The organism is Halalkalicoccus paucihalophilus (assembly GCF_001593955.1).
Lineage (GTDB): Archaea > Halobacteriota > Halobacteria > Halobacteriales > Halalkalicoccaceae > Halalkalicoccus > Halalkalicoccus paucihalophilus.
The window spans coordinates 1-12,989 of sequence record NZ_LTAZ01000006.1; the positions used below are offsets into that span (position 1 = coordinate 1).

General features: G+C 62.7%; 12 protein-coding genes, 1 tRNA gene and 1 pseudogene. 7 read left to right on the plus strand and 7 right to left on the minus strand.

Features of this window, described 5'->3' with window-relative positions:
* Positions 1-300, plus strand: a pseudogene (locus HAPAU_RS21710) (hypothetical protein); the annotation flags it as partial.
* Between the two features lie 112 nt (positions 301-412).
* On the opposite strand, the gene HAPAU_RS12645 reads toward HAPAU_RS21710, so the two are convergent.
* Positions 413-1,375, minus strand: a complete 963-nt coding sequence (locus HAPAU_RS12645) for a glycosyltransferase family 2 protein (RefSeq protein WP_066383279.1) — start codon at positions 1,373-1,375, stop codon at positions 413-415.
* 177 nt (positions 1,376-1,552) lie between these two features.
* On the opposite strand from HAPAU_RS12645, the gene HAPAU_RS12650 reads away from it, so the two are divergent.
* The 4 genes from HAPAU_RS12650 to HAPAU_RS12665 all read left to right on the plus strand — a co-directional run bounded on the left by HAPAU_RS12650 (position 1,553) and on the right by HAPAU_RS12665 (position 6,938).
* Positions 1,553-2,383 carry an LpxD N-terminal domain-containing protein gene (locus HAPAU_RS12650; protein WP_066383286.1) on the plus strand — a complete coding sequence of 277 codons (831 nt, stop codon included), beginning with the start codon at positions 1,553-1,555 and terminating at the stop codon, positions 2,381-2,383.
* The gene (locus tag HAPAU_RS12655) at positions 2,380-3,156 is read left to right on the plus strand and encodes a hypothetical protein (protein WP_066383289.1); all 777 of its coding nucleotides are present in this window, start codon (positions 2,380-2,382) and stop codon (positions 3,154-3,156) included. The genes HAPAU_RS12650 and HAPAU_RS12655 overlap by 4 nt, the downstream gene beginning before the upstream one ends.
* A 42-nt stretch (positions 3,157-3,198) precedes the next feature.
* Positions 3,199-5,208 (plus strand): hypothetical protein, encoded by a 2,010-nt coding sequence (locus HAPAU_RS12660; RefSeq protein WP_066383352.1) that lies wholly within the window; start codon positions 3,199-3,201, stop codon positions 5,206-5,208.
* 104 nt (positions 5,209-5,312) lie between these two features.
* Positions 5,313-6,938 (plus strand): alkaline phosphatase family protein, encoded by a 1,626-nt coding sequence (locus tag HAPAU_RS12665; protein ID WP_066383291.1) that lies wholly within the window; start codon positions 5,313-5,315, stop codon positions 6,936-6,938.
* A 50-nt stretch (positions 6,939-6,988) separates the two neighbouring features.
* On the opposite strand, the gene HAPAU_RS12670 is transcribed toward HAPAU_RS12665, so the two are convergent.
* Both HAPAU_RS12670 and HAPAU_RS12675 read right to left on the minus strand, forming a co-directional pair.
* Complete coding sequence (locus tag HAPAU_RS12670) at positions 6,989-7,303, minus strand: PadR family transcriptional regulator (RefSeq protein WP_066383293.1); 315 nt, start codon at positions 7,301-7,303, stop codon at positions 6,989-6,991.
* Between the two features lie 255 nt (positions 7,304-7,558).
* Positions 7,559-10,141, minus strand: coding sequence for a PAS domain-containing sensor histidine kinase (locus HAPAU_RS12675; protein WP_066383296.1), 2,583 nt, complete (start codon positions 10,139-10,141; stop codon positions 7,559-7,561).
* 255 nt (positions 10,142-10,396) lie between these two features.
* Here HAPAU_RS12675 and HAPAU_RS21715 point away from each other — a divergent pair, with 255 nt between their 5' ends.
* Both HAPAU_RS21715 and HAPAU_RS12680 read left to right on the plus strand, forming a co-directional pair.
* The gene (locus HAPAU_RS21715; protein WP_169802655.1) at positions 10,397-10,570 is read left to right on the plus strand and encodes a hypothetical protein; all 174 of its coding nucleotides are present in this window, start codon (positions 10,397-10,399) and stop codon (positions 10,568-10,570) included.
* The gene (locus tag HAPAU_RS12680; RefSeq protein WP_066383297.1) at positions 10,563-10,772 is read left to right on the plus strand and encodes a hypothetical protein; all 210 of its coding nucleotides are present in this window, start codon (positions 10,563-10,565) and stop codon (positions 10,770-10,772) included. The genes HAPAU_RS21715 and HAPAU_RS12680 overlap by 8 nt, the downstream gene beginning before the upstream one ends.
* A 126-nt stretch (positions 10,773-10,898) precedes the next feature.
* Here the strand turns inward: HAPAU_RS12680 and HAPAU_RS12685 are convergent.
* From HAPAU_RS12685 to ilvA, 4 genes are all read right to left on the minus strand, one after another.
* Positions 10,899-10,980: transfer RNA gene (locus HAPAU_RS12685), tRNA-Ser, on the minus strand.
* A 27-nt stretch (positions 10,981-11,007) separates the two neighbouring features.
* Positions 11,008-11,214: a hypothetical protein gene (locus HAPAU_RS12690; protein ID WP_066383298.1), complete on the minus strand. Its 207-nt coding sequence runs from the start codon at positions 11,212-11,214 to the stop codon at positions 11,008-11,010.
* Complete coding sequence (locus HAPAU_RS12695) at positions 11,214-11,594, minus strand: Rid family detoxifying hydrolase (RefSeq protein ID WP_066383301.1); 381 nt, start codon at positions 11,592-11,594, stop codon at positions 11,214-11,216. Before HAPAU_RS12695 ends, HAPAU_RS12690 begins: the two co-directional genes overlap by 1 nt.
* 31 nt (positions 11,595-11,625) lie before the next feature.
* A complete protein-coding gene (gene ilvA / locus HAPAU_RS12700; protein ID WP_066383304.1) occupies positions 11,626-12,837 on the minus strand; it encodes a threonine ammonia-lyase in 1,212 nt (403 codons plus the stop codon).
* Between the last annotated feature and the right edge of the window lie 152 nt (positions 12,838-12,989).

The following is a 12,989-nucleotide window of genomic DNA, read 5'->3' on the forward strand; positions in this document are numbered from 1 at the left end:
ATCGAGGGAACGGAGTTCGTCTACGACGAACACTTCGACGGGTTCGGCGGCCAGCGCCCCATCCGACTCGACGGCGGCTCCGGACTCGAGGTCTCGAATGTCGAGATCGACATGAGTATCGACCAGATCGAGGCCATCCGCGTCATGCCGGGCGTCGACTCGGCGTCGATTCACGACGTCGACATGGACCTCTCGAGTTCCGTCCGGGACGGCGTCTCGATCACGGGCGGTGCGGGCTCGGTCGAGACCGACGACCTGAGTGTGAGCGGCAACAGTCGCTACACCGTCTTCGAGTACTGAACCGCTTCGAGAATCGAGAGCGGTCGCGATTTTTCGGCAGTGATAACCCGTCAGTGACGTCCGTGTGTCGTTCGGCGGCGGCCGGACGAAAAGGGGATCCCGAAACCGAGTCTCAGTCGTAGAGTAGCACTTCGAGGTCCTTGCTCTCCTCCATATCGAAGACCATCGCCAGCAGCATGAACAGCCACCCGAGCGCGAGCAACACGAGCGAGGTCCCGCGGGAGGTCCCCTCACGGTCGAGTGCCGATTTGAGCGCCGAGAACAGCCCCACACCCGCGGTCGCCGCCCCGACGTAATAAAACAACGCGAGCGGGTGGAAGTCCCGGATCAGGTACTTCACGCGAAGCCGCCAGAGGAAATCCTTGAGGAGCAGTCCCGAGACCTTCGGGATGTAGGTCTTGTAGTCGATATCGCTCTCTTCGTCCTTGTAGACCGCCCGCCGCTTGACATCCGCGATGCGCATGTTCTTGGCGTTGAGTCGGACGAGGAGGTCGTTGCAGTAGCCGTAGTCCTCGTACATCTCCTCGATGCCCACCTTGTTGAGCGCCTCGTAGGAGATCGCGGTCGAGCCGTTCTGGGGGTCCATGATCTTCCAGTAGCCACTGGCGATCTTCGTGATCAGCGTCAGCGTGAAGTTGCCGATCTGCCGGAACAGCGGCATGTCGCGGCGTTCGGAACCCAAAAGCCGGTTACCCTTCGAGTACTCGGCTTTGCCTTCGGCGACGGGCCGGACGATCCGCTCGACGATATCGGGTTCGGTCTGGCCGTCGCCCGCGATGACGGTCGTGACCTCCATCTCGTCGTCGAGCGCGTGGAGGTAGCCGGTCTTGATCGCGCCGCCGACGCCCTTGTTCTCGGCGTGGCGGATTGGGACGACACGATCGAGGGTGGTCTCGCCCTCCTCGTTGACGGCTTCTGCCTTGCGCTGGATCTCGCCCCAGGTGTCGTCGGTTGAGCAGTCGTCGATCACGTAGGCGCGATCGATGAACTCGGGGAGGGTTTCGAGCACGTCACCGATGAACGGCTCCTCGTTGTACGCCGGAATGACGGCGGCGATCGTCTTGTCGTTATACATGGATATGCAGGTTCTCTGTCGGAAGTGCCCCGATCACGGCTCTTGGTTATGGAGGGACTATTCGCCCGCACGGCATACGAACGTCTCCCTGTCGACGACCGGCGCACTCGCTTCGACAGGCGGCGTTAGCGTCGGGATAATAAAATACCTCCCGGAACCAACTGAAGGTAGAGCACCGTGACGATCAGTTCAACCGAGATCGCTACGTTCGTCGACGGCGAGCACGTCGGTCCCGAAGTCACAGTACGCGGTGTCGACGCCCTCGACGCCGCCGGTCCCGACGAATTCGCCTTCTGTATCTACGACGATCCGGCATACGTATACGAGTCCGACGCCGGCGTGATCGTTTGCCCGTCCGGACTCGATATCGACGAAAACGTCGAAGGGAGAACTCTCGTCCTCGTCCCGGACCCGAAACTCGCGTTCGTGAAGGTCGTAAACGAGTACTTCGTGGAGCGACCCGACGGGAGGCGGATCCACCCGACCGCCGTCGTCGAGGACGGGGCGACGATCGGCGACAGCGTGATCGGCCCGCAGGTCCACGTCGCCGATTGCGTCGAGATCGGTGACGGCTGTACGATTCGAGCGGGCGCGGTCCTCGGGAGCGACGGCTTCGGCTTCGCGCGCGAGGCGTCCGGCCGGTTACATCGGCAGATACATCAAGGACGCGTAGTAATCGAAGACGACGTAGAAGTCGGCCCGAACGCCTCGATCGATCGGGCCGTCTTCGACGAGACGGTCGTCGAACGCGGCGCGAAGATCAGCGGGCAGGTCCATCTCGCCCATCAGGTTCGGATCGGCCGGGACACGACCGTCGCCTATGGGTCGGGCTTTTCCGGCGGCGCGACCGTCGGCGCGCGGACGACGATCCATCCCCACGTTTCGGTCGCGACCGACGTCGAGATCGGCGACGACGCCGAGATCGGCATGAACGCGGGCGTCCTCTCGGACGTCCCCGCTGGCACGACCGTCGTCGGGACGCCTGCACGCCCCCTCCCAGACCAATGACCACACACAGACCCTCCGATCGGCCGTGCGCGGGATCGGTCGCGTTCACCTACGACTGGTACGAGCGGTTTCTCACCGAACTCCTCGAGGCAGGGTACACCCCCGCCGACTACGACGACTCGCTGGAACCGGGCGAGATGATCGTCCGCCACGACATCGACTTTTCGCCGCGAAAGGCCCTGCAGATGGGACGGATCGAGGCCGAACTCGGAATCGAGGCGACCTACTTCGTCCTGCTTTCCTGCCCGCTGTACAACGTCTTTTACAAGCCGATCCGACGGGCGCTACAGGAACTCCAGTCGATGGGCCACACCATCGGGGTCCACTTCAGCACCCACCAGTACTGGAACGGCGAGGCGGCCCCGAGCGACGTAACGGAACGGGTGCTCGCCGAGCGTGAGGCGCTTTCGAGTGCGGTCGGCGACGTCAGCGGGGCGGTCTCGTTTCACCGACCCGACGAATGGCTTTTTCGGCGCTCGTTCGAGGGGTTCATCAGCACCTACGAGGAGCGTTTTTTCACCGATATCGCCTATTTCGGGGATTCGAACCAGCGCTGGCGAGAGGAGAGCCCGCTGTCGGACGAACTCCCGGAGAAGCTGCAAATCCTCACTCATCCGGGGCTCTGGGGCGAGCAGGACGCCGCCTTCGAGAGCCGACTCGCCGAGGAAGTCGACCTCGAACTCGACCGGACGCGCCGGTTTATGTACGAGCAGCTCGTTGATAAAAGATATAACGTCGACGAATTTCAGTACGAAACGGATACGAACGAATGAATCATTCAACCCGCAGCGGGCGACGACCCCGAGGTGACCGTCGTGGCTGGTAGTCCCGGTCGGTTCTACGGGTGGCTTTCGGCCCAGCGTTTCGACGTGATCGGCGCGATCCTCGCGCTCGTACTCGCCGTTGCCCTCCTCCCGCTCCGACTGATCGCGTCGAACTTCTACATCGTCGCGATCCCCGTCGCGATGGTGATCGCGTCGGGACTATATCTGCTCGCGGTTCGGACAAACAACACGGAGGGACTACCGACGTTTCCGATCTGGATCGGGCGATTGCTCCCCAGTGTGACGTTGCTGGGAACGGCCCTGCTGGTCGTTCTCGGACTCTATCAGGGCGCGCGGACGCCCGCGTTTTACACCCTCGCGACGGTCGTGGGCGCGGCCATTTTCCTACAGATATTCTTCACGCGAGAGCGGGACTTCGTCCCGTGGTTGCTCCTGGTTCAGATCCTGGCGTTTGCCTTTACGATCCGGTACGTTTCGTTGCTGACGACGCCCGGATACACCGGAATCGACGTCTGGACGCACGTCGCCTCGTGGTCGGAGACGATTGCTCGGACCCACTCGCTCGATGTCCTCGAGGGGAGTAAGTACTACGCCGCACCGCTGTTTCACCTGGCGGTCGTCGCGACGAGCCTGCTCGCGGACGTCTCGGTTCGCAACGGACTGTTCCTCTCGGTTGGCTTCGGGATGGCCATCTCGTCGATTTTCCTCTACATCACGTCCCGGCTGTTCGTCTCCGCACGCTGGAGCCTGTTTGCGGTCGCGGTCTACGCAATGTCGGCTCACACCATGGAGTGGTCGATACACCTCATCCCCACGGGGTTGGGGCTGGTCTTCTTCCTCGGGGTGTTCTACCTGCTCGTCCGGGTACTCGACGTCAACCCGGGGAGTCGCGAGTTCGTCCTGATCGTCTTTCTCAGCGTCGCGACCATCCTCACCCATCAGATATCGGCGTTCATCATGCTCGTCCTCACGGGAGCGGGGCTGCTCGCACACCTCCTCCTTCGGTTCGAACTGTTCTCACCGCCGAGTCGGTTTCGGAGCTACACCGCCGGTAGCGGTGACTCGGTAAGCCTCACGGGGCTGTTGGCGTTCGATCTGGGCTTCATCACGTTCATGTGGTCGCTGACACCGTACAACGGCGATACGTTTCTGGCGACGACGTTCAGCTTCTTCCGGGTCACCTTAGAGGAGTCGGCGGGGCTCGGAGACCTCGCGGGCGAACGTAGTGCAGCGGCTGCGACCGCTCCGACGCTTCTCGAACAGGTTCTCCAGTACATCGACGCGGCGGTGTTTCTGTTGGTGTTCCTCTTTGCGGTCGTCGGCTGTTTCTACGTCCTCCGGCGGCGCAACATCTCACACGCATCAGTCATGTGCGGCGCGTCGATCGTCGTGATGCTCGTGTTCATCTTCGGGTTCCCCATGTTCGGAATCCGCACGTTCATCCCCCAGCGGTGGTACGCGTTTCTCACCGCACCGATGGCGCTTTTGGGTGCGGTCGGCCTCGCGTATCTCGCGCGCCGACTCACCACGCCGGTCATCCTCGTAGTGTTACTGGTCTTCGCACTCGCGTTCCCGATGGTGGCGTTCGCCGCGACCGAGGGGACGATCGACAACCCCCGCTTCGAGGGGACACAGACCAAATACAGTTACAACGCGGCCGAGTTGAACGCCGTCGAGACGATCGGAGAGATCCGCCCGGTCGCAGAGGAGGAAGGCGAGACGTACAACACCGATCACCCGTACAACACGGTGTTCTCGCGGGCCGGACCCGGTCCTGCCGTCGCGGCGAACATCTCCGGGGAGGGACTTCGGAACACCGAGACGGTGATCTATCGCGACTATCAGCGGACCGGCGCGGAGTATTTCGTCAACGAGGACGGGGCCAGTGTCACCCCCGAGATGAGCCGAAGCGAACTCTGTGGGGCCGAACGACACTACGCCTACGACAACGGCGAGGTGACGATGTGTACAGCGACGTGGGAGGTCGATACCGATGCGGACACCGGGACCGACCTCGGCGGCGGCGAAACCGACGCTTGATGGCCAATCGAGCCCAATGACACACGACCAATGAACACACCGGAGACACGAACGATGGAGACGACTCCACTCGATCGAACGAACGGCGGATTGGTGAATCGACGATGAACGACCGAATGGACACGCTGTTGATCGGGATCGACGCGGCCTGTCAGCCGGTCTTCGACCGACTGTCGGAGACCGACAGTATCCCCAACCTCGAATCGATCATCGAAGCGGGGACGAGCGCCCCCCTCGAATCGCAGATCCCGCCGTGGACGCCCAGTGCGTGGCCCTCGATGTACACCGGCGTGAACCCCGGTAAACACGGCGTCTTCGGCTTCGTCGACTTCAACGGCTACGATTGGGAGGTCGTCACCGCGAATCACGTCCGTGAACACACCCTCTGGGAGCTGCTCGACGACCACGACCGATCGAGCGTGATCGTCAACGCTCCTGTCACCGCACCGCCCGACGAGATCGAAGGGGCGATCATCCCCGGTTTCATCGGTCCGGAGAACCCGAAAACCCATCCCGAAGGGGTCCTCGAGGAGGTCCGCGAGGCGATCGGGGAGTATCGCGTCTATCCCAACTACTCGCGAGGTGACGAGAAACGGACCGACGCCGAGAAGATGGACGAGTACTGTACGCTAGCACGGATGCGCGGGGACGCCTTCCGATACCTCGCACACGAGTACGAACCCGAGTTCGGGTTCGTCCAGTTCCAGAAGACCGACACCGTCTTCCACGAGTTCGAGGGCGATCACGAGAAGGTCAAGCAGATCTACGAGGCGACCGACGATCAGATCGGGAAGATCATGGACAAGTGCGACCCCAAGCGGGTGTTCGTCGCGAGCGACCACGGGATGGGACCCTACGAGAACTACGAGTTCCGCATCAACGAGTACCTCCGCCGGGAGGGCTACGTCGAAGCGACGAGCGGAGGAAAGGGGATGCCGTCGTGGAACCCCATCCGCGACCAGCTCCGAGAGGGACAGGACGAGACTACCTGGGAACCAAACACGGTCGAGCGGCTCGCCGCGACGGCTGCGAAAATCGGGATCACACCCTCCCGTGCGGTGGGCGTCCTCGATCGGGTCGGTCTCGGCTCGCTCGCGCGCCAGTACGCACCCGCGGGCGTCGCTCGAACCGGAGCCCAGCAGGTCGACTTCCCCGCCTCGCGGGCGTACATGCGTGCTCGAACCGAACTCGGGGTTCGGATCAACCTCGACGGGCGCGATCCGGAAGGCGTCGTACCGGAGAAGGAGTACGAGGACGCGCGAGCGGACCTCATCGAGCGCCTGCAAGGTATCGAGACGCCCGACGGAGATCCGGTCTTCGGCGAGGTCGTCCCGCGCGAGGAGTACTTCTGGGGACCGTACACCGAGAACGCGGTCGATATCCTGACGATCCCGAACGAATTCGAGCAGTTCCTCTCGGCCCAGCTGAGCGAGGGGTTGTTCGGCCCGCCGACCGAGCCGTGGAACCACAAGCTCGAGGGACTGTTCGTCGCGGCGGGCGAGGGGATCGATACCGACGCGGACCTCTCGGGGGCCCACCTCTTCGACGTCGCACCGACGGTCCTCTCGGCGCTCGACGTGCCAAAAAGCGACCGGATGGACGGGCGAGTCCTACCAGTCGTCGAGGACATGGGCTCGGAGTCGTATCCTGAGTACACGGCGTCTACGGCGGCCGAAACTGAGGACGAGCAGGTAGAAAAGCGCTTATCGGATCTCGGCTATCTCGAGTAGTCTCCCCCATCGCACTCGGGTGAAGACTGTCTGCATGAGCGTGTTCGTTCTTACTGTGTCTGTGGAAGCCCTTCGAGACGCCCCTTGATATCGTCGGGGATGTACGAAAGCTGCCAGTTGAGGCGGGCTTCGATCTCGCGCTCGCCGCGGTCGCTCAGGACGTACTTGTTGGTTCTGAGGTCGTGTTTGCCCTTCTTGACCAACCCTTTGTTGACGAGCGTATCGAGGTTGGGATAGAGGCGGCCGTGACGGATCTCCGTCCCGTAGTATCGTTCTAGCTCGTCGTTGACGTCCAGTCCTTTCGGTTCGTCGAGGCCAGCGATCACCAGAAGCAGATCACGCTGAAATCCAGTTAAATCATGCATTCAGTACACCTCGTAATAGCGTGTGACAGCAAACGATATATAATGAGCCGATGGTTCACGAAATTACACCGTCCCTAGAGGAGTATCGTGACGTAAACACACTGGAGAAGGCTTGTGTCCGGTTTAAAGTACGTCTAGCCCACGAAAGTAACGATAGCATTAAGAGATCGAGGAACGTTCCGGCCGATCGGTTTTAGGTTATTTTACCTATTAATCCCACAGTAAGTACCTCAAACAGCAAGAACGGATATCGTCTCATACATCGAGCGTTTCGGAGGGCCGATTCGCACGGTCCGGTTTGTTTTCCGATATCGTGAAATGAAACGTCGAGCCGGCGCCGGGTTCGGACTCCACCCAAATCTCGCCGCCGTGACGACGGACGATCTTCTCACAGACCGCGAGCCCGATTCCGGTGCTCTGTGAGACGGCCCCCGACGAGAAGATCTCGAAGACCTCGTCGATCTGATCGGGGTCGATACCGACGCCGTTGTCCGACACCGAGAACTGCCAGCCGTCGTCGCGTTCGCTGGCCGAAACGTGGATTCGAGGGGGAGTATCGCCGGAGTACGCGATGGCGTTGCTGATGAGGTTCTGAAAGAGCTGAGCGAGCTGCTGGGCGTCACCCTCGACGGTCGGCAGTGCGTCGGCGGAGACCTCCGCGTCCTCCTCCTCGATCGCGATCTGGAGACCGTCGAGGACCCGATCGAGAACCGCGTGACACTCGACGGGTTCGACGGTGAGATCGTCGGTCCCGATTCGGGAGTACGCGAGCAGGTCGTCGATCATCTGTCGCATTCGCTCCGCCCCGTCGACGGCGTACCCGATGAACTCGTCGGCGTCCTCATCGAGTTCGCCCTCGTAGCGGCGCTGGATCAGATCGAGGTAGCTGCGGATCATCCGGAGTGGCTCTTTGAGGTCGTGGGAGGCGACGTAGGCGAACCGTTCGAGTTCGGCGTTCGAGCGTTCGAGTTCGGCGATCGCCTCCTCGAGTTCGCGTTCGGCGGTGATCCGCTGTGTGATGTCCCGACCCGTCCCACAGATATACACTTCGTGTTCGCGGGTGTCGTAGATCGGCTCGCGGAGGTCCTCGATCACCGAACCGGTGAACTCGTAGGAGATATGGGTATCGTCGCTGGTCACGAGCGTCGCTTCGATCGACCCCGTCTCGTGTTCGGTGGCGACCCGCTCGATCGCCTCCCGGATCCGGGAGGCGTCGTCGGGTTCGACGAAATCGACCGGGTGCATCGAGACGATCTCCTCGTCGGCGTAGCCCGTCACCTCGTTGAACCGGTCGTTCCACCGGAGCATCTCGCCGTCGGGTCCGAAGACGTAGAACAGATCGGGTTGGGCGTCGAGTGCGCTCTCGGTGAAGGCCTTCTCGCGGCGGAGTTCCTCCTCGATCTCGACGACGTCGGTGATCTCCGTGAGATACCCGTCGATGTACTCGACTGCGCCGTCCGGGTCGTCGACGCCGCCGCCCTGCTCCCAGACCCAGCGGATCTCGCCGTCGGCAGTGTGGATCCGGTAGGTCGTCTGGTACTGCTCGCCCGCCGCGAGCGCTTCCTGAACGGTCTCCCAGAGCTCGTCGCGGTCGTCGGGATGGATCACGTCGTTCGCCCACGAGATCTCGCCGGATTCGAGGTGCTCCCGGGAGTAGCCGGTCAGGGCCGCACAGCTCTCGCTCATGAACTCGACGGGAAAGCCCGCCTCGTTGCGGTAGCGATAGACGACGCCGGGAAGGTTGCGAATGAGGTTCGACAGGGCCTGCTGGCGCTCGCGGAGCGCCCGCTCGGAGCGGCGGCGCTGTGAGATGTCACGGGCGACCCCACAGACGTACCGTGGCGAGCCGTCCTCGCGGGTGACCATCGATCCGGTAAACTCGTACGGGAGGAGCTTCCCGCCGCGGGTTCGGATGCGCACGATCTCGGTCGCGTCGCCGGACTCGACGATCTCGGAGATGGCGGCATCGACCCGTTCGTAGTCCTCCTGAACGAAGAAATCCATCGGCGTCATGGCGGCGATCTCCTCGTCGGCGTAGCCCGTCACCTCGGTCAGACGGTCGTTCCAGTGGAGGAAGCGTCCCTGAAGATCGAAGACGAAGAAGATGTCGGTCAGTCGGTTCAACACGGTCTCGATGAACTCGTTGGCCGGTTCGACGCGCCGGGGGTCCGTCGATTCGGGGTCTTGAACGACGAGCTGGAACTGTTCGTCGCCGATCGGAACGAAGACGTACCGATAGGAGTCGTCGGCGTCGCGCTGAATGGTTCCGGACTCGATCGCACGACGTCCATGTTCGAGGATCGTCTCGGGATCGCCGAGCGACACGTCGGTGATCGGCGTCTCGACCAGCGCTGCCGGTGAGCTGTCGAGTGCGGCGGCCAGCCCGTCGCTCACCGAGCGGTAGGTCCCCTCGCGATCGATACGGGCGATCCGGTCGGCCGATCGGTCGAGCAACGAGAGGATCACCTCCGGCGGTGACGGGGACGTCCCGTCACTGGAGGCACAGACCGAGCGAACCGCCTCGACCAACGACTCGTCGTTCGTTCGGGTGATCGAGGGAGCGTAGGTCTCGAGACACTCGGGGACCGTTCGCCCTTCGCGGACGACGACCGGGGGGCCGGGCGCGAGCGAGAACAGGCGCTCGATCTCGGGGTTCGCCTCGCAGTCGACGTCCCAGACCAGACAGTCGGCTTGGAGGGTATCGAGCCGCGAGATCGCCCCATCGACCGACGGGACTGCCGACACCGAAATCGGGGGTTCGTCTGTCCCCGTCGTCGAGAGCAGGCGCTCGATCGAACGGGCCGTCCGACCGAGATAGAGGACGTGAACCGGCGTCATGTGTGAGGGACGTGCGTTTGGATCATCAGTACGTAAATCAATACATATACTTTAATATATAATTTATGTAATAATCTAGTGTATTCGGCTACCCGGCGGTAAGTCGAGAGGTTACGTGAATGATAGAGAGGCTACATATGGGGCGAGAGCGGTTTCGGTAGTAGAGCGGAGATACACTATGAACGAGAACGAAACCACTGCAGACCATCTCTCGACAGGCGTCGTGGCTGTCCCGGTTCACGCTCCGAGGTGCCCATGAGTACGAAGTCGTTTCCCACCCGAGTCACCGAAGCGAAGTCGCTCCTCGAGGAGGCGGCGGCCGGAGCGCCGGAGGATCTACGGGCCGAACGGATGGCGAACCTTCAGGAAGCTATCGAGTTTTTGCGACGCCTCGAGACGTCCTTTCAGAACGAGCGGACTGATGACTGAGATCGATTCGGAAGGGACGCCGGCGGTCGAGGACTGGCCGACCTTCGCGCTTCGCTACACGTTCAACCCCGGTAGGATCGGACTCGATAGGGGGTTCGAGGCCGACGAAGTGGTGGTGTTCGACGCCACGCGGGGTCGACTCAACGACCGCTGGATCGCGGCCAAACGGGGCTCGTACGTCTCGGTCGAGGAGATCCGGTAAACCGCGCCGAACAGGGGTTGAATACGATCACGACGGAGTTACTCCCTGCTCGGATCCCAGAGTACTGCGTTTTCCACTCACGAGTGCCGAGCATACGAGGCGCTCGGCGGGGTGTTCGCGTAAAAGCGCCGGGACTGGGATTTGAACCCAGAATCCCATACGGGAACACGCTTTCCAGGCGTGCGCTTTACCGTTCGGCCATCCCGGCTCACACGGGTCTACCGGCCGTTCGCGTTTAAACCCTTCCGTTCCGCCCGAAGACGAGCGGGTCAGCGAGATACGTCGACCCGGCCGCCACGAGGGCGACCACGCCCGCGACCGCGAACTTCAGCGCGAACGCGAGGCGACCGTCGGTGAGGAGTTCGTACCCCTGAACGAGGACGAGAAAGGATAGTGCCCCGATCGCACCCCACAGCAGGCTCGCTTTCAGCCGCGGGTCCATCACTCGGTCGTGGCGATGGCCTCGATCTCGACGGCCGCCCCCTTCGGGAGCGCGCCGACCTCGAAGGCGCTTCTGGCGGGCGGGTTGTCGGCGAAGTACTCGCCGTAGGCCTCGTTCATCTCCTCGAAGTCGTCGATGTCATCGAGGTAGATCGTCGTCTTGAGGACGTGCTGGGTCGAGAGCCCCTCGCTTTCGAGGATCGCCTTGATGTTCTCGAGACACTGTCGGGTCTGGACCGCGACGGACTCGTCGGCCAACATCTCGCCGTCGGGCGTGAGTGCGATCTGTCCGGCACTGAAAAGGAGTGTATCCGCCGTCGTCGCTTGGCTGTACGCGCCGATCGCTTCCGGTGCCTCGGAGGTGCTGATGATCCGCTTCATGACCCTATCCTCGGAGGGGGCGTCCTTAAAGTTACACGAGAACCTCGACCTCGTACCCCTCCTCGCGCATCCCCGCCAGCAGCTCCTCGACGTGGTCGTGACCCCGCGTTTCGAGGTCGATCACCACCTCCGCGGCGTTCATCGCGATGTCGCGGGAGGTCCGGTCGTGCTGGATCGCATAAATGTTCGCGCGGTTCTCCGCGATCACGTCGATCAGTTGGCGCAGCGCGCCGGGTCGGTCCTTCAGGACCGTCCTGATCTTCAGATATCGCCCCGTTTCGACCAATCCACGCATGATCACTGTCGTCAGCGTGTTCAGGTCGATGTTCCCCCCGCAGAGCGCCGGGACGATCGTCTCGCCCTCATCGTACTCGAAGGCATTCGAGAGGAGCGCCGCGAGCGGGACCGCCCCCGCGCCCTCAACGAGCGTCTTCGAGCGTTCGAGCAGCGCCGCGAGCGCGACGGCGATCTCCGAGTCCGAGACCGTCACGACCTCGTCGACCCGCTCGCGGATCACCTCGAAGGTGCGCTCACCCGGCCTGCCGACCGCGATTCCGTCGGCGATCGTATCGACGCTGTTCCACTCCTGAATCGACCCCTTTTCGAGGGAGTCGGCGGCGCTCGCCGCGCCTTCAGCCTGCACGCCGATCACCCGGATATCCCGCTCTTGGGCCGTGAGCGCCGTCGCGATCCCCGAAATCAGCCCGCCACCGCCGATGGGCACGACCACCGTATCGACCTCTGGACAGTCCGCTACGATCTCGAGGCCGATGGTTCCCTGCCCGGCCATCACCGCCTCGTCGTCGAACGCGTGGACGTAGGTCCGTCCCTCCTCGCGTTCGATCTCGTGGGCGCGCTCGGCGGCCGCATCGTAGTCCTCGCCGTGGAGGATCACTTCCGCGCCGTAGCTCCGGGTAGCCTTGAGCTTCGAGATCGGGGCGTGCTCGGGCATGATGACGATCGCGTCGACGCCGATCCGCGTGGCCGCGAGCGCGACCCCTTGGGCGTGATTGCCCGCGCTCGCGGTGACGACGCCCGCTTCCTTTTCGGCCTCCGAAAGCGTCGCGATCCGGTTGGTCGCCCCGCGGATCTTGAACGAGCCCGTCCGCTGGAAGTTCTCGAGTTTGAGACGAACGTCGGCACCGGTCATCTCCGAAAACGTGTGTGAATACTCGAGCGGGGTGTGTCGTGCCGTCCGCTCGACCCGGTCGCGTGCCGCGTAGATGTCCTGTATATCGAGCATACCGGCGGCTACGCGAGACGCGTTGTTAACGGTTTACCCATAAAAAGCCGGAGGACGGATGGGGAATGCACGAACCGTGTGACGTGCACCTGTATGGGTGATCCCTACCTATATAAAACCTGCCCGTCCAAATCGGGAGTGAAACCGCACGA

Bases quoted from the DNA above. Each gene is read 5' to 3' on its own strand.
- HAPAU_RS12665 (WP_066383291.1), top strand. From the start codon at position 5,313: ATGAACGACCGAATGGACACGCTGTTGATCGGGATCGACGCGGCCTGT.
- HAPAU_RS12690 (WP_066383298.1), bottom strand. From the start codon at position 11,214: ATGGACCCGCGGCTGAAAGCGAGCCTGCTGTGGGGTGCGATCGGGGCA.
- HAPAU_RS21715 (WP_169802655.1), top strand. From the start codon at position 10,397: ATGAGTACGAAGTCGTTTCCCACCCGAGTCACCGAAGCGAAGTCGCTC.
- HAPAU_RS12695 (WP_066383301.1), bottom strand. From the start codon at position 11,594: ATGAAGCGGATCATCAGCACCTCCGAGGCACCGGAAGCGATCGGCGCG.
- HAPAU_RS12680 (WP_066383297.1), top strand. From the start codon at position 10,563: ATGACTGAGATCGATTCGGAAGGGACGCCGGCGGTCGAGGACTGGCCG.
- HAPAU_RS12645 (WP_066383279.1), bottom strand. From the start codon at position 1,375: ATGTATAACGACAAGACGATCGCCGCCGTCATTCCGGCGTACAACGAG.
- HAPAU_RS12675 (WP_066383296.1), bottom strand. From the start codon at position 10,141: ATGACGCCGGTTCACGTCCTCTATCTCGGTCGGACGGCCCGTTCGATC.
- HAPAU_RS12655 (WP_066383289.1), top strand. From the start codon at position 2,380: ATGACCACACACAGACCCTCCGATCGGCCGTGCGCGGGATCGGTCGCG.
- ilvA (WP_066383304.1), bottom strand. From the start codon at position 12,837: ATGCTCGATATACAGGACATCTACGCGGCACGCGACCGGGTCGAGCGG.
- HAPAU_RS12670 (WP_066383293.1), bottom strand. From the start codon at position 7,303: ATGCATGATTTAACTGGATTTCAGCGTGATCTGCTTCTGGTGATCGCT.